Here is a 24,601-nt window from a genome sequence, read left to right as displayed (position 1 = left end):
TGCGCACGCCGCACGCCGTGGTCCGGCCTGCCGACCCAGAGGGCGCGGGCATCGATTGGCTGCGCACGTTGGTGGCCAAGGGCTCGGCGCGCCTGCAGGCCGCGCATTTGCGGCGCCGACCCTCCAGCGCCGTGCAGCCCTGGCTGCACCTGATCGCCCTCGACACCTCGGGCTCCATGCGCCAGGGCGGGCGCCTGGCCTGGGCCAAGGGCTATGCGGCACGCCTGATCGAGCAGGCCGCGCGCGCGGGCGACGACGTGGCCCTGCTGTGCTTCGGCGGCCAGGGCGTGGAGCTGCTGCTCCCCCCCGGCCCCGCACGCACGGCCGGCACGGCCCGCGTGCGCCCGCTGGGCGGCGGTGGCGGCACACCCCTGGCGGCGGGCCTGGCCGAGGCCGAGCGCCTGCTGCGCGCCACGCGGCGCCAGCGCGGCGCGGGCGCACCGTCGTGCCTGTGGCTGCTGACTGATGGCCGCACGCTGGAGCAGCCCGCCGCGCCTGGCGCTGCCACGCATGTCGTGGTCGTGGATTTCGACGACCCGCTGCGGCCCCTAGGGCGCTGCGCCGCCTGGGCCCAGCGCTGGCAGGCGGAGCACCGCCTGCCCGAACCCCTCTCTTCCTAGAACAACGAGCTTCTCCCGATGTCCGACGCCGCATTCCCGATGCCATCCCCCACGGACGTGATCGTCTGCACCACCTGCCGCCCGGCCGGCGCCTCGCGCGAGTTGCCGGCCGACGGTGAGCTGCTGTTTGAGGCCGTGCAGGTGGCCCAGCTCGAAGACGACACCGGCGCCTGGGCCCAGGTGCGCGTGCGCGGCGTGGCCTGCCTGAGTAGCTGCGGGCGCGCCTGCTCGGTCGCCTTCCAGGCCCCTGGCAAGCACACCTTCGTGTTCGGCGACCTCAAGCCCGACGAAGAAACGGCGCGCCATGTGCTGGAGTGCGGCGCCATGCACGCCCGCGCCAGCGACGGCATGCTCAACCGCAACGAGCGGCCCGCGCGCCTCAAGAGTGGCATCGTGGCAAGGCTGCCGCCCTTCGTGGCCTGACTCTCTGTACCATGCGTGCCGCCATGCTGTATTGCCTTGACGCTACCCGCACCAGTGCTCTGTCACTGCCGGAGGGCCCATGCTCGGTCTGATCGATCTGCTGTTGCCCGGCACGCAGTGGGACGCCCTGCGCGTGCTGATCTGGGTGCCCTTCGTGGCCCTGGCCCTCGACTGGTGGCGCGGCGAGCCGCCGGTGGCCGTGCACCCCGTGGTGTGGATGGGCAAGGCCCTGCACTGGTGCGGCGAGCGCTGGGCGCCGCTGGCGCCCGTGCCGCGCGATTTCAGGGCTTTCTGGTGCATGGCGCTGGCCTGGTGCGTGCTTGCGGGTGTAGTGATGGCCGCGGCCTGGGGCCTGCAGTGGCTGGCGCTGCGCTTTCATGACGTGATCGCGGCAGCGCTGCTGGGGGTGTTGCTCAAGCCGATGTTGTCCTGGCGCATGCTGCACGACGAGGTGCTGGCGGTCGAGGCAGCCCTGGCCCGCTCGCTGCCCGAGGGCCGCGCGCAACTGGCGCGCCTGGTGAGCCGTGACGTGAGCGAACTCACGGCCGAGCAGGTGCGCGAGTCGGCCATCGAGTCGCTGGCCGAAAACCTCAACGATTCGGTCGTGGCGCCGCTGTTCTGGTTCGTGCTGCTGGGCCTGCCCGGCGCCACGCTGTACCGGCTGGCCAACACCGCCGATGCCATGTGGGGCTACCCCGGCATGCACGGCAGGCGCTACTGGCAGTGGGCCGGCAAGTGGGCTGCGCGCGCAGACGACGTGCTCTCGTGGCTGCCCGCACGCATCACCGCGCTGCTCCTGGCCGTGCTGGCGCGCGGGCTGTCACCAGCCGCGTTGGCGCGCCAGGCGCGCCGCACGCCGTCGCCCAACAGCGGCTGGCCCATGGCGGCCATGGCGCTGGCGCTGGGCGTGCGGCTCGGCAAACCCGGGGTGTATGTGCTCAATGCCAGTGCACGCGACCCCGGTCCGCTCGATACCCGGCGCGCGGCCAAGCTTGGCTCGCTGGTGGCGCTGTCGCTGATCCCGCTGGCAGTGGGCGCCCACCTGCTGATCACCATCGTGTCCGCATGGGTGGGTGCATGACGTTGCAGGCCATGCCACTGCACCCCCACGGCGGCCCCGACGCGCTGGGGGCGCCCGTGCACGACTTTTCCACCAACAGCAATGCCTGCGGCCCCTGCCCCGAGGCCCTGCAGGCGGTGCAGCAGGCCGACGCCACGCGCTACCCCGACCCGCATTACACGGCGCTGCGGGAGGCGCTTGGCGTCTTTCATGGCGTAGCGGCCGAGCGCATCGTGCTGGCGGCCAGCTCCAGCGAGTTCATCCACCGCGTCACGGCGCTGGCGGTGCAGCAGGGTGCCGTGCAGGTGGGCCTGCCGTTGCACAGTTACGGCGACTATGCCCAGGCCGCGCAGGCGCGCGGGCTCGCGCTGGTGCGTTCGGCAGGCGCCGCACCTGGGCTGCAATGGGCCTGCGAGCCATCGAGCCCGCTGGGTCGGGAGGACGCTGCCCTGCGCGAGTGGGCGCATGCCCCGGCAGACGGCGGCGCCACGCTGCGCGTGCTCGACTGCGCCTACGCCCCGCTGCGCCTGGAAGCCGATGGCATGGGCCCCTGGGCCGGCTCGCCCGCGCTGCCGCCCATGCCCTGCTGGCAGCTGTGGACCCCCAACAAGGCCCTGGGCCTGACTGGCGTGCGCGCTGCCTACGCCGTGGCGCCCGAGGGCGCCGAGGACGAGGTGCAGGCGCTGCTGGCGCTGGCTCCCTCGTGGGCCGTGGGCGCGCATGGCGTGGCGCTGCTGCAGGCCTGGGTGCAACCCGGCGTACAGCGCTGGCTGGTGCACAGCCTTGCTACCCTGCGCGACTGGAAGCAGCGCCAGCTCACCCTGTGCATGGACCTGGGCTGGGGCGTGCATGCGGGCAGCCTGGCCAACTATTTCTGCGCGCAGCCTGCCTGTGCCGATCTATCCGATGCGCTGGCGGCCCTGCGTGCGGCGGGCATCAAGCTGCGCGATGCCGCCTCGTTCGGCCTGCCCGGTGCGGTGCGCCTGGGCGTGCTGCCGCCAGGGGCGCAAGATGCCCTGCGCGCTGCCTGGCCCGCTGCGATGGCCGTACGATCCAGCGCACAACCCAAGGAAAGCGACCATCCCCGATGAGAACCATCACCGTCACCCGTTATGTCACGCCGCTGCGTGAAGGCGGCTCCATGCCCGCCGTGGTCGAAGGCGACGACCTGGGGCTGTACGTGCTCAAGTTCCGTGGCGCAGGGCAGGGCGTGCGCGCCCTGCTGGCCGAGATGATCTCGGGCGGCATTGCCCAGGCGCTGGGCCTGCCGATCCCCGAGATCGTGCTCGCCGAGCTCGACACGAGCCTGGCCCAGACCGAGCCCGACCCCGAGATCCAGGACCTGGTGCGCGCCAGCGGCGGCCTCAACGTGGGCCTCGACTACCTTTCGGGCGCGCTCAACTTCGATCCCGCAGTGGACGAGGTGAGCAACGACTTCGCCTCGCGCCTGGTCTGGTTCGACGCCCTGGTGGCCAATGTGGACCGCACGGCGCGCAACACCAACCTGCTCATGTGGCACCGCAAGCCCTGGCTCATCGACCACGGCGCTTCGCTGACCTTCCACCATGCCTGGAACGGCGCGGTGGTGCAGCCCGCCAAGCCCTTCCCGCCCATTGCCGACCATGTGCTGCTGCGCCAAGCCACGGCGCTGGCGCAGGTGGATGGCGAGCTGGCGGCACTGCTCACGCGCGAGGTGCTCACGGGCATCCTGGCCGATGTGCCCGACGAGTTCCTGGCCATTGCCGGGGCCGAGCACACCGAAGGCCCGCTGTCGGCCCCTGCCAGCCATCGCCAGGCCTATGTGGACCATTTCTGTGTCCGCCTGGCCGGCCGGCAAGCCTGGGTGCAAGGAGCCATCGATGCACGCGGCTGAGATGAATGTGTACGACTACGCCATCGTGCGCGTGGTGCCGCGCGTGGAGCGCGAGGAATTCATCAACGCCGGCGTCATCCTCTCGTGCCAGAAGAGCGGCTTTCTGCAGGCAGCCATTGCCCTGGATGAGGAGCGCCTGCTGGCGATGGACCCGCATGTGGACATCGACACCGTGCGCCGCCACCTGGACGCCATCGTCGCCATCTGCGCGGGGGACGCGGTCTGCGGGCCGATTGCGCAGCTGCCTTTTCGCCAGCGCTTTCACTGGCTCACAGCCAGGCGCAGTGCCATCATCCAGACCTCGCCGGCGCATACCGGGCGCTGCACCGATGCGGCGGCGGCGCTGGAGCACATCATGGACCGCATGGTGAGGCCTTTGCCTTGAGCGCTTCCGATTCCCCCCGCCTGGCGCGCTGCGTCATGGTGCTGGGCACCACCAGCGGCGCCGGCAAGAGCTGGCTGGCCACGGCGCTGTGCCGCTGGTACAGCAACCAGGGCTACAAGGTGGCGCCGTTCAAGGCGCAGAACATGAGCAACAACGCGCGCGTGGTCGCCAGCGACCATGGCCATGGCGAGATCGGCAGCGCCCAGTACTTCCAGGCCATCGGCGCGCGCACCGTGCCCGACGTGCGCATGAATCCGCTGCTGCTCAAGCCCGAGGCCGACACCCACAGCCAGGTGGTGCTGATGGGCCAGGTGAGCGCCGAGCTCACCGCGCTGCCCTGGCGCGGCCGCAGCGAGCGCGTGTGGCCGCAGATCGCGGCCGCGCTCGACGCGCTGCGTGCCGAGAACGACGTGGTTGTGATCGAGGGCGCGGGCTCGCCGGCCGAGATCAACCTGCACGCCAGCGACGTGGTCAACATGCGCGTGGCGCGCCACGGCGGCGCACGCTGCCTGCTGGTGACCGACATCGACCGCGGCGGCGCCTTTGCCCACCTGTACGGCACCTGGGCCCTGCTGCCCGAGGACGAACGCGCGCTGATCCATGGCTTCGTGCTCAACCGCTTTCGCGGCGATGCTGCGCTGCTCGCGCCCGCGCCGCAAATGCTGCAGCAGCTGACCGGCGTGCCCACCGTGGCCACCATCCCCATGCAGTGGCACCACGGCCTGCCCGAGGAAGACGGCGTGTTCGACGACCGCAGCACCGCGGGAGGGGCCGTGCACACGACGGTGGCCGTGATTGCCTACCCGCGCATCAGCAACCTCGACGAATTCCAGCCGCTCAAGAACGTGCCCGGCGTGCGCCTGGTGTGGGTGCGCAGCCCCGCCGGGCTGGCAGGACTGAAGGCTACCGACTGGGTCATCCTGCCCGGCTCCAAGGCCACCGCAGCCGACCTGGCCTGGCTGCGCACGCAAGGGCTCGACGAGGCCATCACTGCGCATGCGGGGCAGGGCGGCAGCGTGCTCGGCGTCTGCGGCGGCCTGCAGATGCTGGGCGAGGCACTGATCGACACCGCTGGCATCGACGGCAACGCGCCAGGTCTCGGCCTTCTGCCTCTGGTCACCACCTTCGAGCCCGCCAAGACCGTGCGCCGCACCACCGCGCGCTTCGGCATGCTGCAGGGCGCCTGGGCGGCGCTGTCGGGCATCGCAGCCAGCGGCTACGAGATCCACCACGGCCAGACCGCCCAGCACCCGGCCATGGCGGCTGGTGGCGATGTGGCGAGCGAAGTGGTGCCCGGCCTGGCCTGGAAGAACGGCGCGGGCAACGTGCTCGGCCTGTACCTGCACGGCCTGCTCGAAGACCCCGCCGCGCTGCAGGCCCTGTTCGGCCGCGAGGGCGCCGCCCCCGTTCCCACGCTCGACGCCGTGATGGAGGGCCTGGCCCGCACGGTGGATGCCCATTTCGAGCCAGGCGTGCTGAATGCGCTGGTGGCCTGAACGAATCCCGATTTCTTTACTTGACGAACCCATGTCCTTCGCTATCCCCACCATTGCCGATATCACCGACGCCACCCTCACGGCGCGCCTGCAGCACATCCTCGACTTCAAGACCAAGCCCCTGGGCTCGCTGGGCCGGCTCGAGGCGCTGGCCCTGCGCATCGGCCAGGTGCTGGGCACCGAGGCACCGCAGCTCGTGCAGCCTCAGATCCTGGTCTGCGCGGGCGACCATGGCATCGCGGCGCGCGGTGTGTCGGCCTTTCCGAGCGACGTGACCTGGCAGATGGTGGAGAACTTCCTGGCCGGCGGTGCGGCCGTGAGCGTGCTCGCGCGCCAGCACGGCCTGGCCCTTACTGTGGTGGATTGCGGCATGGCCAAGCCCATCGCGCCGCGCGATGCCGCCCCGGGCGCGCCCCAACTGCTGCTGCGCAAGGTGGCGCCCGGCACGGCCGATGCATCGGTGGGCCCGGCCATGACGGCCGAGCAGTGTGCCCAGGCCATCACCAACGGCATGGAGGTGGTGCGCGGCCTGCCGGGCAATGCGCTGCTGCTGGGCGAAATGGGCATTGCCAATACCTCGGTCGCCTCGCTGCTGCTGGCGCGTCTGGCCGGCCTGCCGCTGGCCGAGGTGACGGGCGCGGGCACGGGCCTGGACGCCGCCGGCATAGCGCGCAAGCGCGCCGTGCTGCAGCAGGCCCTGGATGTGAACGCCGAAGCCACGAGTCCCTTCGACGCGCTGGCCGCCCTTGGCGGCTACGAGGTGGCCACCCTGGTGGGCGCCGTGCTGCAGGCCGCAGCCGAGCGCCGGGTCATCGTCGTCGATGGCTTCATCACCAGCGCCGCCGTGCTGGTGGCCAGCCGCCTGCAGCCAGCCGTGCTGCAGCGCTGCGTTTTTGCGCACCGCTCGGGCGAGCGCGGCCACAGCCTGATGCTGGCGCAGATGCAGGCCGAGCCCCTGCTCGACCTGGGCCTGCGCCTGGGCGAAGGCTCGGGCGCGGCGCTGGCCTGGCCGCTGCTGCAGTCGGCTTGCGCGGTGCTGGCGGAGATGGCCAGTTTTGAATCCGCAGGGGTGGACAACCGCAGCTGAGCCGGGGGGCGCTCAGTCCCCCGGGCATTCGAGCTGGCCGGCGCGCGGATTCTCCCCCTGTCGGCCGGGGCCAGGTCCCGTCGCGGGCAAGCCGTAGACGGCCTTCTGGTTCGCGCTATCGGTCACCTTCACGCCCTGCGCGTCGAAGTTCCACGCATCCCAGTAGTTGACCGGCACCACCTGTGGCACCTTGGCTGACGCGAGGAAGTCGCGCAGCAGGGGCTGCTCGTTGGGATCGTAGGGGAAGTGCAGACCGTACTCGAGCTTGAACTCTGACACTGAGTTGGCCCGCACACCGAGGTGGTGGGGCATGAATGTCTTGACCTTGAACTCGGGCACGACGATGCGCGCCTGCGTTACCACGCGTGACTCCGGCCCGCCCTGCCACAGGTCCAGGCTGGTCGCGCCCGCAGCCGCCATGGCGGCCTTGAGGTTGTCCAAGGGCGAGCCGTAGGTCACGCCATTGGCCACGCGCGGGGTGGTCAGGTCCTTGCCGCCGGCGCCGCTGTCGGACACGAACAGCTGCAGCGGCTCGGCGCGGGCGCGGGTCTTCGCGCTGACCAGGAAACCGAAGGTCTCCGGGTCGTTGGTGCCGTTGCCAAAGGCTGTGCAGCCCGAGACGCTGTGCACCCAGCGCACCACGCGGATGGTGACGGCGTCGTTCATGCGCACTGTCTCGCCGCCCTTGAGCGTGGTGCACTGGCTGGCGGGCAGGCCCACCTTGGCCATGGCACTGCAGACCGCTGCAGGGGCATAGACCGGCTTGCCGGTCTGCCTGGCCCACTCGGGGATCTGTACGCCGTGGTCCCCATGTTCGTGACCGACGAGGATGGCATCGATGCCGCCGCGCAGCTTGATGGTCTGCAGGGCCTTGGCTACCGAAGGGGCGTTCGCCATGGGGTTGGCGGTGAAGTCGGAGATGGTCTCGCCATCGAGCAGGATGCCGGTGTCGCCGATCTGGTAGTGCCAGTTGGTGATGCCGAACCAGGTCATGCGCATGTTCTCGGGCAGGTCGGGGCCGGATCCGCCGCACGCTGGCAGCAGGGCTGCGGAAAGGCACAGGCTGGCTGCCGCGATTCGTGTCGAGGTCTTGGGTTTCATCGTGTCTCCAGGTCGCGGCAATATCGCCGTCTACCCTGAAGACTAGGGATGCGAAGCTGTCAATCTGCTTTCAGGGCAAACGCATTCCAGGGGCAGAAAGCGATCTGAAAGCCGGCTTGGGCCAACATCGCGCGCGCAGGCGGCTGTCAGGAGCGCCGCTTGCGTACCTTGGGCGCAGGTGCCAGCGGCTTCTGGTGGTGCGCGCACAGCAGGTCGATCAGCGACTGCGCATACGCCGGCATGCGCGTTTCCTCGCGCACCAGGATGTAGCGCTCGCGCACGCTCCAGGCGTCTTCCAGGTCGATCAGCACCAGACCCATGGGCGCCAGGTAGCGCCGGGCGGCGCTCTCGGGCACGATGCCGATGCCCACGCCGGCACCGATCATGCGGCACATGGCGTCGAAGCTGGACAGCTGCACGCGCAGCTTCTGCGGCTGGCCCAGTTGCTCGGTGACCTGGGCCAGAAAGACCTGCAGCGTGCTGGCCGGGTGCATGCCCACCATGGGCTCGTCCAGCGTCTGGGCAAAGGCCATGCGCCGGCGCCGGGCGAAGCGGTGGCCGCGCGGCACCACCAGGGCCAGGCGGTCGGTGCTGAAGTGGATGGCGGTGAGGCCCAGCGTGTCCACCTGGCCGGCGACTATGCCGATGTCGGCCCGGCCGTCGAGCACGCCGCGCGGGATCTCGGCGTTCGGTTTTTCCTGAAGCTCCACATTCACGCGCGGGTTGGCCGCGAGGAAGGCGGGCAGGATCTCGGGCATGAAGTCCGTCACCGCCGTGGTGTTGGCGAACACCCGCACATGGCCGCGCAGGCCACCGCTGTACTCCTGCAGGTCTGTGCGCAACTGCTCGGTCTGCCGCAGCACGCCGCGCGCATGGTGCAAGAAGGCCTCGCCCGCCGGCGTGGGGCGCATGCCGCGCGCTTCGCGGTACAGCAGCGGCATGCCCGCCTGCTGCTCCAGCGCCTTGATGCGCGCACTGGCCGCTGCCAGCGACAGGTGCCGCGCCGCTGCGGCGCGGGAGAGGGCGCCTTGCTCGGCCGTGAGCACGAACAGGCGCAGATCGGTCAGGTCGAATTGCATGGCAGCATGTTACTGCCGCGCGTGCGAGGTTTCGGTTCTGGCGAAGGCTTGGTTCTGAAATGCGTGATTGTGCGCGGGCGGCGGGGCGGCGAACATCCGTGCTCATCCGAGAACACGCCAAGGAGACAAACCGCATGAAGTTCGCCGCCCCCCGCGCCATCGCGCGCCGCTCCGCCCTCGCTGCCCTGCTCGCCGCACCCCTGTGGGCCGCCGCGCAAGCCAGCTACCCCAGCCGCCCCATCGTGATGGTCGTGCCGCAGGCAGCAGGCGGCACCAACGACATCGTGGGCCGCCTGGTGAGCCAGAAACTCGGCGAGGTGCTGGGCGGCGCCACCGTGGTGGAGAACCGGCCCGGTGCGGGTGGCAACATCGGCACGCAGTTCGTGGCCAAGGCGCCCAAGGACGGCTACACCCTGCTCATGACCATCAGCAGCAGCCAGGCCATCAACCCGGCCCTCTTCAAGAACCCTGGGTTTGATCCGGTCAAGGACTTCAAGCCCGTGGGCCTGATCGGTTCCGTGCCCAACGTGCTGCTGGTGAACCCCGACTTCCCGGCGCGCAACATGGCCGAGCTGGTGGCTTTGGCCAAGGCCAAGCCGGGCCACTACCAGTACGCGTCGGCCGGCAATGGCACGCTCAACCACCTGCTCGGTGAAATGCTCAACAGCATGGCCGGCATCCAGTTGCAGCATGTGCCCTACAAGGGCGTGGCACCGGCCATCAACGACGTGCTGGGCGGGCAGTTGCCGATGGTGTTCGCAAGCATGCCCTCGGCGCTGTCGCACATCAAGGCCGGCAAGCTGCGCGCGCTGGCCGTGAGCGGCGCCACGCGCTCCCCCGTGCTGCCCGACGTGCCCACCATCGGCGAAACGGTGGCCGGCTACAACGGCACGCTGTGGATCGGGCTGTTCGCGCCCGCGGGCCTGCCGGCTGACATCCAGACCAAGCTGCAGGACGGCATGGCCACGGGCATGGCCGCCAAGGACCTGCGCGAGCGCCTGGAGGCGCAGGGCGTGGAGATCGCGCCCAAGACCACGCCGGAGCAATTCGCCGCGCTGTTGCAGGAGGACCTGGCCAAGTGGGCCAAGGTGGTCAAGACCTCCGGCGCGACAGTCGACTGAGCACGGGAGCCAGCCAATGACCCGCCCCCTGGACCACATCACCGTGGTGTCGCTCGAGCATGCGATCGCCGCCCCGTTCTGCACCCGCCAGCTGGCCGACCTGGGCGCCCGCGTGATCAAGGTCGAACGCCCCGGCGGCGGCGACTTTGCGCGCGACTACGACACAAGGGCAGAGGGAATGGCCTCGCACTTCGTCTGGGTCAACCGCTCCAAGGAGAGCCTCACGCTCGACCTCAAGCAGCCCGAGGCCCTGGCGGTGCTATGGGAGCTGCTGGCCAGCGCCGATGTGCTGGTGCAGAACCTCGCGCCCGGCGCCACTGCGCGCATGGGCCTGTCGTGGGAGGCGCTGAGCAAGCACAACCCGCGCCTCATCGTCTGCGACATCTCGGGCTATGGCGGCGATGGCCCCTACCGCGACAAGAAGGCCTACGACCTGCTGATCCAGAGCGAGGCGGGCTACCTCTCGGTGACCGGTACGCCTGAGGAGCCTTGCAAGTCGGGCAACTCCATCGCCGACATCGCGGCGGGCATGTACGCCTACACCAGTGTGCTGGCCGCGCTGATGCAGCGCGAGAAGACGGGCCAGGGTTCGCGCATCGATGTCTCCATGCTCGAATCGCTGGCCGAGTGGATGGGCTTTCCGATGTACTACGCCTACGGTGGCGCCACGCCGCCGCCGCGCAATGCCGCATCGCATGCCACCATCTACCCCTATGGCCCCTTCCCGGCCGGCGATGGCAGCACAGTGATGCTGGGCCTGCAGAACGAGCGCGAGTGGAAGCTGTTCTGCGAACATGTGCTGCTGCAGCCGCAGTTGGCCGCCGACCCGCGCTTTGACAGCAATGCCCGGCGCAACGCGCACCGGGCCGAACTCCGGGCCCTGATCCTCGCCGTGTTCGGCACGCTCACGGCCGCGCAGGTCATCGAGCGGCTGGAAGCGGCGCGCATTGCCAACGCGCGCATGAACACCATGGCCGAAGTCTGGGCGCACCCGCAGTTGCAGGCGCGCGGCCGCGTGCAGCAGGTGGACACGCCCGAAGGGCCGCTCGACGCTTTGCTGCCGCCCGGCGCGCACAGCAGCTTCGACTACCGCATGGACCCGATACCCGCCGTGGGTGAGCACACCGAGGCCATCCTGCGCTCGCTGGGGCGTGGGGAGGGGCACCTGGCGGCGCTGCGCGCCAGCAAGGCCATCTGATGGCAGTGCCGTCCACCCACCAGGCAATGGCCCGCGCGACGACCTTCCTCTTCGTTCCCGCCACCCGGCCCGAGCGCATCGCCAAGGCCCTGGCCAGCGGCGCAGGCGCCGTGGTCGTGGACCTGGAGGATGCCGTGGCGCCCGGTGAGAAGGCGGCCGCGCGCACGGCCTTGCTGGCCGCCGTGAAGGCCCTGGAGCCAGCGCAGCGCGCGCGCCTGCTGGTGCGCGCCAATGCCGCAGGCACGCCCTGGCACACCGACGATGTGGCGGCCGTGGCCGCCTGCGTGGCCCTGGGCCTGGCCGGTGCCATGCTGGCCAAGGCCGAGTCGTCAGTGGCGCTGGCCGCCGTGGCCCAGGCGCTGGGCCCGCAAGGACTGCTGGTGCCGCTGGTCGAATCGAATGCGGGGCTGGATGCGCTGGATGCACTGGCGCAGGCACCGCAGGTGGTGCGCCTGGCGTTTGGCCACCTCGACTTCCAGGTAGATCTGGGCATGGAATGTGCTGCCGACGAAGCCGAGCTGCTGCCCGTGCGCCTGGGGCTGGTGCGCGCCTCGCGCCGCGCGGGGCTGGCCGCGCCTGTGGATGGCGTGACCACGGCCACCGACGACCTGGCGCGCCTGGCCGAGGACACGGCGCGCAGCCGGCGCATGGGCTTTGGCGGCAAGCTGTGCATCCACCCCGCGCAGGTGGTGCCGGTGCAGGCCGCCTTTGCGCCCCAGCCGCAGGAACTGGCGTGGGCGAGAAGGGTGCTGGCGGCAGCACCCGCACACGGCGGCGCCGTATTTCGGCTGGAAGGCCGCATGGTCGATGCGCCGGTATTGGCGCTGGCTGCCCGCCTGCTGGCCCGCTCGGTAGATCAGCCTACAGCCGTCTGATTGCGCCCCTGCGCCTTGGCCTGGTACAGCGCGGCATCGGCGCGTGCGAGCATGGCGTCCAGCGTGTCGCCGGGGCCGTTCCATTGGGTCAGGCCGATGCTGACCCGGCAATCGAGCGGGTGGCCCACGGCCAGCGTGGCGTGGATGCGCCGGGCCACGTTGAGCGCTGCGACGGCATCGGTGCCGGGCAGCACCACCATGAACTCTTCGCCGCCATAGCGGCCCATGCGGTCGGGCGTGCGCAGCACGGCCAGCGTGCGTTGCACGAAGTGCACCAGCACCGCATCGCCATGCTGGTGGCCGCAGCTGTCGTTCACGGCCTTGAAATGGTCCAGGTCCAGCATCATCAGCGAGGGACCGCCGCCGTAGCGGCGCGCGCGCTCCAGTTCCTCTTCGCAGCGCTGCAGCAGCGCGCGCCGGTTGAGGGCCGGGGTCAGCGAGTCGTGCGTGGCCAGGTGTTCAAGCTCGGTGCGCAGCCGGTCGGTGGCCATGAGCAGCGCGCCGATGGAGAGCATGAGCACCGTGAGCGCGTAGGCGCCGATGTACAGGTTCTGGTAAACCGATGGCTCCATGAGGTTGTCGCCCGCGAACCCCGCGAAGATGGAGCCAAGCCGCACCAGCAGCACCGTGAGGTGCAGCACCAGCACCACCTCCACCAGTCGCACCGGGAAGTTGCTGCCCCCATGGCGCAGCAGAAAGCGCAACTGGGCGCCGTAGATGCAAGACATCACCAGCGTGAAGAAGCTCAGCCGCACGCTGTAGTTGGGCCAGCCATAGGACAGCCAGGTGAATACGCCCAGGCACACGGTCAGCACCGCGCCCCAGATGCGCCAGGTGTGGGCGTGCCCCAGAAAGGCGCGGGTACCCATGTAGTAGGTCATGGTGCCCAGCACGAGCAGCATGTTGGCGCCTACCAAGCTCATCCAGTCGGGCACCAGGCTGCGCGCGCTGAAGAGGGCGGTGGATGCCAGCCAGAACACCGGTGCCGCTGCCCAGGAGCTGATGCCCCGGATGTGGGCCGGGTAGTAGCGCCGCATGCAAGCCAGCACGATGGCCATCAGGGCGGACATGAATCCCGCCAGGGCGATCATGGAGCGAGGGTCGAGATTCGTCATCCTGCAGTACTGCGGTGGGACGGGGGGCGCCTCGTAAGGAAATGTTTCTGCGACTTGCCAGTATAGCCAGTGACCGGGCTGCACTGGCACCTGTCCGTGTGCGCAGATGGTGCCGAATGGCTTATGTGGTAGTAGCGCGACGTCGTTTTTGGTGCCGCGCGGCCCAAGGCGGGAGCGGTTGCGCACGATATCGGTGCATTTTGTATACAAACTGCGCGAAACATTGTGCGCAAAGGCTGGCACGCAGATTGCGTAGATCCTGGCATGCAAGACACCACGCCTGCCCAGCCCCCGGCCGCCATCGAGATCGTGGCGCTTACCAAGTGCTATGCCAGCGGCAAGCCCGCCGTGGACGCCATCGACCTGCGCATCGCTAGCGGCAGCTACTGCTGCCTGCTGGGCCCTTCGGGCTGCGGCAAGAGCACCACGCTGCGCATGATCGCCGGGCACGAATCAGTGACCAGCGGCGACATATTGCTCGAAAACCGCAACATCACCGACCTGCCCGCCGCCGCGCGTGGCACGGCCATGATGTTCCAGAGCTTCGCGCTGTTCCCGCATCTCTCGGCGCTGGACAACGTGGCCTTCAGCCTCAAGATGAAGGGCGTGGCCAAGGCCGAGCGCCAGGCCAAGGCGCGGGATCTGCTCGAGCGCGTGGCCATGGGCCACCTGGCCGAGCGCAAGCCGGCCGAACTCTCGGGCGGGCAGCAGCAGCGCGTGGCGCTGGCGCGCGCCTTGATCACCCAGCCGCGCGTGCTGCTGCTGGACGAACCCCTCTCGGCGCTCGACCCGTTCCTGCGCATCCAGATGCGCGCCGAGCTGCGCCGCTGGCAAAAGGAGCTGGGCCTGACCTTCATCCACGTGACCCACTCGCAGGAGGAGGCGATGGCCCTGGCCGACACCATGGTGGTGATGAACCACGGCGTGATCGAGCAGGTGGGCTCACCGCACGAGGTCTACAACCGGCCCGCCAGCGAATTCGTGGCGCGCTTCATGGGCGGCCACAACGTGATCGATACGGAGGGTGGCAAGGTCGGCGTGCGCACCGACCACCTGCAGGTGCTGCCGCAGGGCACGCCGCTGCCCTGGGGCGCCCTGCACATGCAGGCCGTGGTGACCGACGTGGAGTACCAGGGCACCTACGTGCTGCTGGGCCTGCAAAAGCAGGGCGTGGCCCTGTCGGCGAACTCCACGGCCGCCTACTCGGTGATGGTCTCCGAAGCCGCTTTTGCCGCACAGCCCTATGCGGTGGGGCAGGCGGTGCAGTTGCACTGGACGCCCGAGCAGGCCCATCCCCTCTCCCCGCAGGCGGTACCTGTGCCCGCGCCTGTGGCGACGGCCACTGCCCAGGCCGTGCCGGCCTGAGCCTTTCTCATTCTTTCGTGTCCGCTGTCTGTTTCCACCCCTCCACTTTGCAAACCAAGGAGCTCTCCCATGTCCGACGACTCTCGTGCCGATTCCCCCGCTGTTGCCTCTGACACCACCGGCGTGCAGCGCCGCTCGCTGCTCAAGGGCACGGCGGGCATCCTGGCCGCTGGCGTGTTCCCGGCCGTCCATTCGCAGGAAAAGATCGTGCTGCGCTACCTGGGCACGGCCGTGAACCAGGACAAGGCGATTGCCGAGAAGTTCAAGGCCGACACCGGCATCGAGATCCAGTACGTGGCCGTGACCACCGACGACGTGACCAAGCGCGCCGTGACCGCGCCCAACAGCTTCGACCTGATCGACACCGAATACTTCTCGCTCAAGAAGATCGTGCCCACGGGCAACTTGAAGGGCATCGACACCAAGCGCATCAAGAACGCCGACAAGATCACCACGCTGTTCACCAACGGCATGGTGGCCGGCAAGGCCGTGGGCGACCAGGGCACCGCGCCCAAGAAGGTGATCTACCTGGAGGGCGAGAAGTCCAAGAAGTTCGCGACGGCGCCCACGCAGTACATGTCGCTGATCCCCACCGTGTACAACGCCGACACGCTGGGCATTCGCCCCGACCTGATCAAGCGCCCCATCAACTCCTGGGCCGAGCTGCTCAACCCCGAGTTCAAGGGCAAGACCGCGATCCTGAACATCCCCTCCATTGGCATCATGGACGCCGCCATGGTGGTCGAGGCCATGGGTATCTACAAGTACCCCGACAAGGGCAACATGACCAAGAAGGAGATCGATCTCACGATCAAGACCCTGATCGAGGCCAAGAAGCAGGGCCAGTTCCGCGCGCTGTGGAAGGACTTCAACGAGTCAGTGAACCTGATGGCATCGGGCGAAGTGGTGATCCAATCGATGTGGAGCCCGGCCGTCACGGCCGTGCGCACCAAGGGTATTGCCTGCAACTTCCAGCCGCTCAAGGAAGGCTACCGCGCCTGGGCCGCCGGCTTCGGCCTGCCGGCCACGCTCTCGGGTCGCAAGCTCGACGGCGCGTACGAGTTCATCAACTGGTTCCTCGACGGCTGGGCCGGTGCCTACCTGAACCGCCAGGGCTACTACAGCGCCGTGCTGGAGACCGCCAAGTCCAAGATGGAAGCCTACGAGTGGGCCTACTGGATGGAAGGCAAGCCCGCCACGCAGGACATCAAGAGCCCCAATGGCGACGTGCTGGCCAAGACCGGCGCGGTGCGCGACGGCGGCAGCTACGAAGCGCGCATGGGCGGCATCGCCTGCTGGAACGCCTTGATGGACGAAAACAACTACATGGTCCAGAAATGGAATGAATTTGTAGCTGCATAAGAGGGGCCGTCACGCCCGCCAGGGCGTGCCCCGCTGCCCCGAGCGGGGGCGGCATGCCCTGCGCGCGGCGCAGGGCTTTCACAGGTTATTCCAAGACACCATGAGCACCACCACCACACCGTCTCTGCCATCGAGCGCCGCCCCCGGGCGCGGCATTGCCGCCTGGTGGCAGGCCGCGCCGTTCACGCTGGTGTTCGCGCTGTTCTTCCTCATTCCGCTGGCGCTGATCGTGATGGTCAGCTTCTGGGACTTCAATGAGTACGAGCTCTTGCCCGGCTTCACGTTCAAGAACTACATCTCGATCTTTGCGGGCTGTGGCGATGCGTCGGAGGGCCTGTGCGTCACGCTCAAGACGTATTACTCCACACTCAAGTTCAGTTTTCTCGTATGGCTGATCACGCTGGTGATCGGCTTCACCGTGGCCTATTTCCTGGCCTTCCACGTGCGCTCCTCGGGCATGCAGACGCTGCTGTTCGTGCTGTGCACCATTCCGTTCTGGACCTCCAACGTGATCCGCATGATCTCGTGGGTTCCGCTCCTGGGGCGCAATGGCCTGGTGAACCAGAGCCTGATCAGCATGGGCATGGTCGATCAGCCCATCGAGTGGCTGCTGTTCTCGGACTTCTCGGTGGTGCTGGCCTTCGTGCACCTGTACACCATGTTCATGATCGTGCCCATCTTCAACAGCATGATGCGCATCGACCGCAGCCTCATCGAGGCGGCCAGCGACAGCGGCGCCAGCGGCTGGCAGACGCTGTGGAACGTGATCGTCCCGCTCTCGCGCACCGGCATCATCATCGGCTCGATCTTCGTGATCACCATCATCATGGGCGACTTCGTCACCATCGGCGTGATGGGTGGCCAGCAGATCGCCTCCATCGGCAAGATCATCCAGGTGCAGACCTCGTACCTGCAGTTTCCGCTGGCCGCGGCCAATGCCGTGATTTTGCTGGCGGTGGTGCTGATGATCATCTGGGGGCTCACGCGCCTGGTCGACATCCGCAAAGAGCTTTGAGCACCACCTGCGCCGCCGACAACCTCCACAGGACATCCGCATGAAAGCCCGCATCCGCGAATCCCGCCCGGCCAGCTTCTGGCTGCTGGCCATCGTGTTCAGCCTGTTCGTGCTGTTCATGTACGGGCCCATGTTCGTCATCTTCATCCTGAGCTTCCAGGGCCCCGAGGGCGGGCTCACCTTCCCCATGCGCGGCGTCTCGCTGCACTGGTTCTACAAGCTGGCCGAGGGGCTGGGCGTGGTCGACATCGGCGCGGCGCTGTGGCGCTCGCTCGGCCTGGGCGTGGCGGTGATGCTGTGCACGGTGGTGCTGTCGGTGCTGGCGGGCCTGGCCTTTCGCAAGCGGCTGGCGGGGGGCAACACGCTGTTCTTCATCGTCGTGGCCAGCCTGATCATGCCGTCCATCATCGTTTCGCTGGGCATCGGGCTGGAGTTCCGGCTCATCGACAACGGCATCAAGGCCGCCCTCGAATGGCTGGGCATGGAGAGCACGCTGGAGGGCTACGGCACCTCGCTGGGTCTGTTCACCTCGGCCCTGGGCGCGCACCTGACCTGGACCTTGCCGTTCGGCCTGCTCATCATGTTCGCGGTGTTCAACCGCTTCAACCCGGCGTATGAAGAAGCCGCGCGCGACCTGGGCGCCACCCCCTGGCAGGGCTTTGCCCACGTGGTGCTGCCGCTGATAGCGCCCTCGGTAGTGGGCATCGGCATGTTCGGCTTCACCCTGAGCTGGGACGAGATAGCCCGCACCTCGCAGGCCATCGGCGATGTGAACACGCTGCCGCTGGAGCTGCAGGGCCTGACCAGCACGGTGACCACGCCGTCCATCTACGCACTGGGCACGCTGACCACCGTGGTGTCGTTCGTGGTCATGGGCATCACGCTGGCGCTGGTGTGGGCGCTCGGCCAGCGCAAGCAAGGGCGGGCCGGCTGAGCCGCACGCCATGAGACTTCCATGCGCATCCGTGCCGACGATTCCATGACCACTGCCCCCAAGCCCCGGCGCCGCGCTGTTGCGGCCACATCCTCCGAGCCGGCCGACCTGCCTGCCGACAGTGCTGCAGCCACGGGCGGCCTGCTCAGCGACAACGATATGTACGAGCGCATGGTCTCGGCCATCCTCGACCACCGGCTGCCGCCGGGCACCAAGCTGGTGGAGGACAAGCTGGCGGCGGCCTTCGGCGTGTCGCGCACGCGCGTGCGGCCGGTGCTGGTGCGCCTGGCCAACGAGCAGGTGGTCACGCTCACGCCCAACCGCGGCGCCTCCATCGCCCAGCCCACCCCCGAAGAAGCGCTCGAAGTCTTCGAGGCCCGCCGCCTGCTGGAGCCGCGCCTGGTGGAGCTGTTCATCGCCAACGCGACGGATGAGCACATCGCCGCGCTGCGCGCCTGCATTGACGACGAAGAGGCCGCCCGCGCCAGCGGCGACATGCGCCGCGCCATCCGCCTGTCGGGCGACTTCCACCTGCACATCGCGCAGGCCGCAGGCCACGAGACGCTGGGGCGCATCCTGCGCGAGCTGGTCTCGCGCACCTCGCTGATCCTCATGACCTACAGCCCCAGCCATGCGCGCGAGCGCGAGGAGGCGACGGCCTGCGGCTGCCGCGAGCACCGCGCGCTGATCGACGCCATCCGCCTGCGCGACGCGAAAGAGGCCGCGCGCCGCATGCTCGACCACCTGGCGCGCATCGAGTCGCAGCTGGAGTTCACCCCGCCCGCGAGCGAGGCGCCGGATCTCATGAGCCTGCTGGGAATGGCGGGCTGAGCCGCATGCGCCACCTGCTGGTCATCAACCCGAACACGTCGCCCAAGGTCAGCGCGCTGCTGCAGCAGCATGTGCAGGCCGCCGCGGGATCGCATGTGGTGGTGCGCACGGCCACCGCACGCTTTGGCGCCCCCTACATCGCCTGCGAGGCCAGCTACGCCGTGGCCGCGCATGCCGCGCTCGATGCCTGGGCGCTCGACTTGTCTACCCAGTCCTCGGCACCCAGCGCTGTGCTGATCGGCTGCTTCGGCGACCCCGGCCTCATGGCCTTGCGCGAAAGCAGCCCCGTGCCCGTCACCGGCCTGGCCGAGGCCTCCTTCATCGAAGCTGCGCGCCACGGCCGCTATGCCATCGTCACCGGCGGCGAGCGCTGGGGCCCCATGCTGCAGCGCCTGGCCCAGGCCCTGGGCCATGCCCATTCGCTGGCCGGCATCCACACCGTGGCCCCCACGGGCGCCCAGCTGGCAGCCGACCCCGTGACTGCGCGTGCGCTGCTGGCCCAGGCCTGCCGCGACGTGGTGCGCCAGATGGGCGTGCAGTCCGTCATCCTGGGCGGGGCAGGCCTGGCCGGCATGGCGGCGGCAGTGCAGTCCCAGGTAGGCGTGCCCGTGATCGACAGTGTGGTCGCGGGCGCCCACTGGGCCCTGCGGGCCAATGCCGTGCCGCCCGAGCGCAGTGTGCCGGCGTTCGATGTAGCGTGGGAAGGGGTGTCGGGGGAGATGGCTGCGCTGGGAATGCACCAAGGTGGGTGAGCGCATTTGACAGAGGCTGGGCCACGGGATAGGGTGCGGTCATGGCACCTGCAAAAAACTATGCACTCTCGCTGGTCGAAGCGGAAGACTCCTTGGCCGCGATCTTTCCTGATGAACTGCTGTCCCATATGCAACTCAAGCTTGGCGACGAGCTGTATGTGACAGAAGGCAAAGACGGTAGCCTGTTCATCAGCGCGAAGAAGCCAGACCCTGCGACACACAACGTGCTTCAGGACCTGGCTGGATAGTCAGACCGGCACAGCCACCCGCTCCATGCGCGTCAGCGGCAGTGCTTCGTCTTCGCTGGTGGCCTTTGGCAGCACGAAGTTGAATACCGAGCGCGTGAATGGCGCGGTGATGCCCAGTGACTCGTAGCCTGCGGGCGCCACATTGCGCTCAAGCTCCACAATCAGCCCATCGCGCGTGGCGAATGCAAAGTCATCGTCGATGTAGCTGTCACCGGGAATATTGACCTGCGTGGTCAGCGTGCGCATGCCGGGGGCGGCCACCAGGAAGTGGATGTGCGCAGGCCGCTGGCCATGGCGGCCCAGTGCGGCGAACAGGTCGGCCACCGGGCCGGTCGGCGGAATCGCATAGCCCGGCGGCAGAAAGCTGCGAAAGCGGTAAAAGCCCTTGGCATCGGTCTCGATGCGGCGGCGCAGTTCAAACGGCTGCATGCCTGGGAAGAAGTGCGAGTAGCCGCCTTGCTCATTGGCATGCCATACGTCCACCATGGCATGGGGCACGGGCTTGCCATCGAGGTCCAGCACCTGGCCTTCCATGATGAACACCTCGCCCTTGGGCTCGCCTTCGTCCACGCGCACTTCCACCTTGGACGTGGGTGCACCGGCCACGAACAGCGGCCCCTCGATGGCGCGCGGCGTGCCGCCCTCGCGCCCCGCCTTCTGGTCGGCCTCGTCGGCGCGGATGTCGAGCAGCCGGTCAAAGCCCAGGCCGGCCGTGATCAGGCCCGTCTGGCCTGCCGCGCCCAGGCGCGTGAGCCAGGCCGTGGCGGCCCAGAATTCGTCGGGGGTCACGTCGAGTTCGTCTATGGTCTTGAACAGGTCGGTGACGATACGCTCGGTGAGCTGGCGCACGCGGGGGTTGCCGGGGGCGATCTTCTTGGTGTTGACCAACTCCAGCAATTGCGCCTGGGTGAGTTCTGCCATGTTTTTGTCTCCTCTGTGGGAATGGATGGGTGGAAATCGGGGGGACGGGGTCAATCAATCCAGCTTGATACCGCGCTCGGCAATCAATTTCGCCCAGCGCTCGGATTCGCGCGCCAGGTGCTTGGCGAGTTCGGTGGGCGTGGAGCCCACGGGCTCGGCGCCGATGGTCTCGAAGCGGGCCACCACGTCGGGCTGCTTCATGGCATCGCGCAGGGCGGCGTTGAGCTTGTTGACGATGGGCGCGGGCGTGCCCGCAGGCATGAACACCGCGAACCAGGGCGAAACCTCGTAGCCCGGCAGGCCGGCTTCGGCCAGGGTGGGTACGTTGGGCAGGGTGGCCGAGCGCTTGGCCGTGGTCACGCCCAGGGCGCGCAGCTTGCCCGACTGGATGTGCGGCCGCGCCGAGGTGATGCTGTCGAACATGTAGTTGATCTGCCCGCCCAGCAGGTCGGCCACGGCCGGGCCGCTGCCCTTGTAGGGGATGTGCAGCATCTCGATCTGCGCCAGCGAGTTGAACACCTCGCCCGCCAGGTGGATGGAGGTGCCGTTACCGGCCGAACCATAGGTGAGCTTGCCCGGCGCCTTGCGCGCGGCGGCGATCACGTCGGCAGCGGTCTTCACCTCGGGCTGGGTGGCATTGGTCACCAGCACGTTGGGCACCACGGCCAGCAGGCTCACCGGGGCGAAGTCCTTGACGGGGTCGTACGACAGCTTGCCGTACAGCGGCTTGTTGGTGGCCATGCCGATGGAGGTGATCATCAGCGTGTAGCCATCGGCCGGCTGCCTGGCCACGAACTCGGCGCCGATGTTGCCGCCCGCGCCGGCCTTGTTCTCGATCACGAAGGGCTGGCCCAGCGCCTGGCCGGCCTTCTCGCCCAGGGTGCGGGCGATCGCGTCCATGGCGCCGCCGGGCGGGAAGGGAACGACCCAGCGGATGGGCTTGTTCGGCCAGTTGGCGCCGGGTGCCTGGGCGTGTGCGGCGGGCCAGGCAGCCATTGCCATTGCGGCGCCCAGCAGACCGAGCACCTGTTGTCGTTTCATCATCATCTTCATTTCTTGTCTCCGGGTCTTGTCTTTGCAGCGGCTGTCAGATCGCAGAGGGGTGCCTTGCCAGCGGTGTCACCGAGATCTTCATGAACGGGAACAGCGGCAGCCCCTGCAGCAACTGGTGCAACTCGTCGTTGGAGGCCACGTCGAAGACGCTGTAGTTGGCGTACTCGCCCACCACGCGCCAGATGTGCGGCCAGCGGCCGTCGCGCTGCAGCTCCTGCGAATAGGCCTTTTCGCGGGTCTTGATGTCATTGGCCTGGTCGGCGGGCAGGTCGTGGGGGATGTGCACATCCATGCGGACGAGGAACAGCATTGCGGGGTTCTCCTTCTTTCTTAAACGGTGGTGGCCTGGCGGCCCAGATCGATGTGGACGGGCGCCTTGCCTTCGCGGGCGCGGTCAAAGCGGTCGAGCTGCGTGAGCGACACCTGCACGCCGAAGCCCGGTCCGTCGGGCAGCTGCAATGCAAAGTCGGCAATCGGCATCTGGGTTTCCACGATGTCGTCCACCAGCAGCTGCGGGCCGAACAGTTCGCAGCCATGGTGCTGGCCCGTGAGGGTGGAGAAGACGTGGGCCGATGCGGCGCTGCCCAGCGAGGTCTCCAGCATGGTGCCGCCGTACCAGCCGATGTCCGCCGCCTCGGCAACCGCCGCCACCTTGCGCGTGCGCAGCAGGCCGCCGTGCTTGGCCACCTTGAGCGAGAACACGTGGCAGGCCTGGCCGCGCGCCAGGGCCATCGCGTCCTGCGGGGTGCACACGGTTTCGTCGGCCATGATCAGGGCGTCGCGTCCCAGCGCAGCGGTCAGGCCCTTCAGGGCCTCGATGTTCCAGTGGGCCACCGGCTGCTCGATCAGCGTCACGCCGGCTTCCACCAGCTGCGGCAGGTAGCGGCGCGCGGTGTTGCCGTCCCAGGCCTGGTTCACGTCCACCGTCAGCGTGGCACGGCCTTGCAGGCCGCGTGCGATCTGCGTGACATGGGCCACGTCGTCGGCCGGGGCGTTGGCGCCGATCTTCATCTTGAAGATGTGGTGGCGGCGTTGCTCCAGGCGCAGTTGGGCTTCCTCCAGGTCGCGCTCCACGTTGCCGCTGGCCAGGGTCCAGGCCAGGGGCAGGCTCGCGTGCACCTTGCCGCCCAGCAGTTGCCAGGCCGGCAGGCCGAGCGTGCGGGCCACCGCGTCAATGAGGGCCATCTCCACGGCGCTCTTGGCAAAGGCATTGCCCTTGCAGGCCTTGTCCATGCGCGCCAGGGCCGCCTCGAAGCCGCCCGCACCCTGGCCCAGAAGGGCCGGGGCCAGGTACTGGGTGATGGCGTGGTGGATGCTCTCGGGCGATTCCTCGTTCCACGAAGGGCCGCCGATGGTGGCCGCCTCGCCGAAGCCGCAGGCGCCGTTGGCCAGCCACAGCTGCACGATGACCGGGCTCTGGCGGCTGATGGAGCCGAACGAAAGCTTGTGCGGGCGGATGGTGGGAATGTCCAGGATGCGCGCTTCGATGCGCTCGATGGTGAAACCACCGGGGTGGTTGTTCATGGGGGCGGGCCTTCGGTCGATGGGGGAAACATGGGTTCAAGGCGAAGCTTAGTTTTTGCCGGCCTGCAAATCCAATGATTCATTTGCAATGCATCGTTCGATATCATCGATGAATATCCGTTTTCCTCGGGAGGGTTCCACCATGGAAATCCGCCAGCTCCGCTATTTCCTCGACATCGCACGCACCGAGCACCTGACACAGTCGGCGCAGAACCTGTTCGTCACGCAGTCCACGCTGTCGCATGGCCTGCGCCAGCTGGAGCAAGAGCTGGGCGTGGCCCTGTTCGACCGGCTTGGCCGGGGGCTCAAGCTGTCGCAGGCGGGGGTGGCCTTTCGCACCTACGCGGCGCGCGCGCTGCAGGAGATCGAGGCCGGCCGCATGGCGCTAGCCGACATGGGCGCGCTGCAGTCAGGTTCGCTCACCGTGGGGGTGATCCCCACCTTTTTGCATACGCTGGTGCCGGCGGCGGTGGCGGCCTTCAGCAGCGCGTACCCGGGCGTGAACGTGGTGGTGCGTGACCTGCGAGCCGGGCCCATCGAGGAGCAGCTGGTGGAGGGGCAGCTTGACGTGGGGATCGCCTTTTATCCCACCGAGCGCGTCGAGATCGAGACCGAGCCTTTGTTCGAGGAGCGGTTGCAGCTGGTGGTGAACCGGGACCACCCGTTGGCGCGACGGCGTACCCTGGCCCTGAAGGACCTGGCTGGGGTTCCGCTGGCCATGTTGCCGCGCGCGTTCACTACACGGCGCCTGATTGATGAGAGCCTGCGGGCTGCCGGGGTGGTGCCTTTGGTTCGGGTGGAGATGGAGTCGGTGGAGGGCTTGCTCGATGTGTGCCGGTGGGGGGATCTGGCGAGCATTGCGCCGGAGCGGGCTGCCTTGCAGGCGGCGGATCTGCACTCGATCAATCTGCATTCGCCGGGGATGGTGCGGCATGCGGGGATCTTGTGGCGCAAGGGGGCTTCCCGGAGTCGGGCGGCTTTGGAGTTTGCTGCTTTGCTCAGGCCTTGATTCTGTTGTGTCGCTTCGCTTGGATGGTGCGTGCTTGTGTTGAGGGCGGAGGCCGGGGTGTGCGCCCGGCGGCGCAGTAACTTTCTCTTGAGTCGCCAAGAGGGTGTAGAAGAAATAAATTATAATAGCGCCGCATTGACCAAGCAGGAGCAGC

General features: G+C 68.5%; 26 protein-coding genes. 19 read left to right on the top strand and 7 right to left on the bottom strand.

The window, feature by feature from the left end; genetic code table 11:
* Positions 1-17 precede the first annotated feature (17 nt).
* The 8 genes from ASE31_RS28670 to cobT all read left to right on the top strand — a co-directional run bounded on the left by ASE31_RS28670 (position 18) and on the right by cobT (position 6,944).
* The gene (locus ASE31_RS28670; RefSeq protein WP_235514798.1) at positions 18-620 is read left to right on the top strand and encodes a VWA domain-containing protein; all 603 of its coding nucleotides are present in this window, start codon (positions 18-20) and stop codon (positions 618-620) included.
* A gap of 18 nt (positions 621-638) precedes the next feature.
* Positions 639-1,043: a DUF1636 domain-containing protein gene (locus ASE31_RS28665; protein WP_082604411.1), complete on the top strand. Its 405-nt coding sequence runs from the start codon at positions 639-641 to the stop codon at positions 1,041-1,043.
* A gap of 79 nt (positions 1,044-1,122) precedes the next feature.
* Positions 1,123-2,124 (top strand): adenosylcobinamide-phosphate synthase CbiB, encoded by a 1,002-nt coding sequence (cbiB, locus tag ASE31_RS28660; protein WP_057206304.1) that lies wholly within the window; start codon positions 1,123-1,125, stop codon positions 2,122-2,124.
* A gap of 11 nt (positions 2,125-2,135) precedes the next feature.
* Positions 2,136-3,194 (top strand): aminotransferase class I/II-fold pyridoxal phosphate-dependent enzyme, encoded by a 1,059-nt coding sequence (locus ASE31_RS28655; RefSeq protein ID WP_057206507.1) that lies wholly within the window; start codon positions 2,136-2,138, stop codon positions 3,192-3,194.
* Positions 3,191-3,976, top strand: coding sequence for a HipA family kinase (locus tag ASE31_RS28650; RefSeq protein WP_057206302.1), 786 nt, complete (start codon positions 3,191-3,193; stop codon positions 3,974-3,976). The genes ASE31_RS28655 and ASE31_RS28650 overlap by 4 nt, the downstream gene beginning before the upstream one ends.
* Entirely contained in the window at positions 3,963-4,361 is a 399-nt protein-coding gene (locus ASE31_RS28645; RefSeq protein WP_057206300.1) for a DUF3037 domain-containing protein, read from the top strand. The genes ASE31_RS28650 and ASE31_RS28645 overlap by 14 nt, the downstream gene beginning before the upstream one ends.
* A gap of 35 nt (positions 4,362-4,396) precedes the next feature.
* Positions 4,397-5,857: a cobyric acid synthase gene (locus tag ASE31_RS28640; RefSeq protein ID WP_057206298.1), complete on the top strand. Its 1,461-nt coding sequence runs from the start codon at positions 4,397-4,399 to the stop codon at positions 5,855-5,857.
* A gap of 31 nt (positions 5,858-5,888) precedes the next feature.
* A complete protein-coding gene (gene cobT, locus ASE31_RS28635) occupies positions 5,889-6,944 on the top strand; it encodes a nicotinate-nucleotide--dimethylbenzimidazole phosphoribosyltransferase (RefSeq protein ID WP_057206295.1) in 1,056 nt (351 codons plus the stop codon).
* A 12-nt stretch (positions 6,945-6,956) separates the two neighbouring features.
* Here the strand turns inward: cobT and ASE31_RS28630 are convergent, their stop codons facing one another.
* Positions 6,957-8,045, bottom strand: coding sequence for an MBL fold metallo-hydrolase (locus tag ASE31_RS28630; RefSeq protein WP_057206293.1), 1,089 nt, complete (start codon positions 8,043-8,045; stop codon positions 6,957-6,959).
* A gap of 146 nt (positions 8,046-8,191) precedes the next feature.
* Positions 8,192-9,124, bottom strand: a complete 933-nt coding sequence (locus ASE31_RS28625; RefSeq protein ID WP_057206291.1) for a LysR family transcriptional regulator — start codon at positions 9,122-9,124, stop codon at positions 8,192-8,194.
* Positions 9,125-9,258: 134 nt separating this feature from the next.
* Here ASE31_RS28625 and ASE31_RS28620 point away from each other — a divergent pair, with 134 nt between their 5' ends.
* The 3 genes from ASE31_RS28620 to ASE31_RS28610 are packed head-to-tail and all read left to right on the top strand — an operon-like array spanning position 9,259 to position 12,318.
* Complete coding sequence (locus ASE31_RS28620) at positions 9,259-10,245, top strand: tripartite tricarboxylate transporter substrate binding protein (RefSeq protein ID WP_057206289.1); 987 nt, start codon at positions 9,259-9,261, stop codon at positions 10,243-10,245.
* 16 nt (positions 10,246-10,261) lie between these two features.
* Positions 10,262-11,443, top strand: a complete 1,182-nt coding sequence (locus ASE31_RS28615) for a CaiB/BaiF CoA-transferase family protein (RefSeq protein WP_057206287.1) — start codon at positions 10,262-10,264, stop codon at positions 11,441-11,443.
* Positions 11,443-12,318, top strand: a complete 876-nt coding sequence (locus ASE31_RS28610) for a CoA ester lyase (RefSeq protein WP_057206285.1) — start codon at positions 11,443-11,445, stop codon at positions 12,316-12,318. The genes ASE31_RS28615 and ASE31_RS28610 overlap by 1 nt, the downstream gene beginning before the upstream one ends.
* Here ASE31_RS28610 and ASE31_RS28605 read toward each other — a convergent pair.
* Positions 12,300-13,433 carry a GGDEF domain-containing protein gene (locus tag ASE31_RS28605; protein WP_235514797.1) on the bottom strand — a complete coding sequence of 378 codons (1,134 nt, stop codon included), beginning with the start codon at positions 13,431-13,433 and terminating at the stop codon, positions 12,300-12,302. The genes ASE31_RS28610 and ASE31_RS28605 overlap by 19 nt on opposite strands.
* Before the next feature lie 264 nt (positions 13,434-13,697).
* Here ASE31_RS28605 and ASE31_RS28600 point away from each other — a divergent pair, with 264 nt between their 5' ends.
* The 7 genes from ASE31_RS28600 to ASE31_RS28570 all read left to right on the top strand — a co-directional run bounded on the left by ASE31_RS28600 (position 13,698) and on the right by ASE31_RS28570 (position 19,940).
* Positions 13,698-14,798: an ABC transporter ATP-binding protein gene (locus tag ASE31_RS28600; RefSeq protein ID WP_057206282.1), complete on the top strand. Its 1,101-nt coding sequence runs from the start codon at positions 13,698-13,700 to the stop codon at positions 14,796-14,798.
* A gap of 69 nt (positions 14,799-14,867) precedes the next feature.
* Positions 14,868-16,160, top strand: coding sequence for a PotD/PotF family extracellular solute-binding protein (locus ASE31_RS28595; protein WP_057206280.1), 1,293 nt, complete (start codon positions 14,868-14,870; stop codon positions 16,158-16,160).
* 100 nt (positions 16,161-16,260) lie between these two features.
* Complete coding sequence (locus tag ASE31_RS28590; protein ID WP_057206278.1) at positions 16,261-17,175, top strand: ABC transporter permease; 915 nt, start codon at positions 16,261-16,263, stop codon at positions 17,173-17,175.
* Positions 17,176-17,215: 40 nt separating this feature from the next.
* Entirely contained in the window at positions 17,216-18,109 is an 894-nt protein-coding gene (locus ASE31_RS28585; protein ID WP_057206275.1) for an ABC transporter permease, read from the top strand.
* 21 nt (positions 18,110-18,130) lie between these two features.
* Positions 18,131-18,940 carry a GntR family transcriptional regulator gene (locus ASE31_RS28580; RefSeq protein ID WP_082604410.1) on the top strand — a complete coding sequence of 270 codons (810 nt, stop codon included), beginning with the start codon at positions 18,131-18,133 and terminating at the stop codon, positions 18,938-18,940.
* Between the two features lie 5 nt (positions 18,941-18,945).
* On the top strand, positions 18,946-19,692 hold the full coding sequence (locus tag ASE31_RS28575; protein ID WP_057206273.1) for an aspartate/glutamate racemase family protein: 747 nt from the start codon (positions 18,946-18,948) through the stop codon (positions 19,690-19,692).
* Positions 19,693-19,733: 41 nt separating this feature from the next.
* Positions 19,734-19,940, top strand: coding sequence for a hypothetical protein (locus tag ASE31_RS28570; RefSeq protein WP_057206272.1), 207 nt, complete (start codon positions 19,734-19,736; stop codon positions 19,938-19,940).
* Here ASE31_RS28570 and ASE31_RS28565 read toward each other — a convergent pair whose 3' ends face one another.
* From ASE31_RS28565 to ASE31_RS28550, 4 genes are read right to left on the bottom strand one after another with little or no spacing between them, the layout of a single operon-like run.
* Positions 19,941-20,861 (bottom strand): dioxygenase, encoded by a 921-nt coding sequence (locus ASE31_RS28565; RefSeq protein ID WP_057206270.1) that lies wholly within the window; start codon positions 20,859-20,861, stop codon positions 19,941-19,943.
* A gap of 54 nt (positions 20,862-20,915) precedes the next feature.
* Complete coding sequence (locus ASE31_RS28560) at positions 20,916-21,902, bottom strand: tripartite tricarboxylate transporter substrate binding protein (protein ID WP_157412701.1); 987 nt, start codon at positions 21,900-21,902, stop codon at positions 20,916-20,918.
* 46 nt (positions 21,903-21,948) lie between these two features.
* Positions 21,949-22,224 (bottom strand): muconolactone Delta-isomerase, encoded by a 276-nt coding sequence (gene catC / locus ASE31_RS28555; protein ID WP_057206268.1) that lies wholly within the window; start codon positions 22,222-22,224, stop codon positions 21,949-21,951.
* Between the two features lie 20 nt (positions 22,225-22,244).
* Positions 22,245-23,438: a muconate cycloisomerase family protein gene (locus ASE31_RS28550; protein WP_057206266.1), complete on the bottom strand. Its 1,194-nt coding sequence runs from the start codon at positions 23,436-23,438 to the stop codon at positions 22,245-22,247.
* A 142-nt stretch (positions 23,439-23,580) separates the two neighbouring features.
* Here ASE31_RS28550 and cynR point away from each other — a divergent pair, with 142 nt between their 5' ends.
* Positions 23,581-24,447, top strand: a complete 867-nt coding sequence (gene cynR / locus ASE31_RS28545) for a transcriptional regulator CynR (RefSeq protein WP_057206501.1) — start codon at positions 23,581-23,583, stop codon at positions 24,445-24,447.
* The last annotated feature ends 154 nt before the right edge of the window (positions 24,448-24,601 follow it).

The sequence above is a fragment of the Acidovorax sp. Root217 genome, from assembly GCF_001428645.1.
In the GTDB taxonomy this organism is placed as follows: Bacteria; Pseudomonadota; Gammaproteobacteria; order Burkholderiales; family Burkholderiaceae_C; genus Acidovorax.
This window is presented reverse-complemented; position numbering and strand designations above follow the sequence as displayed.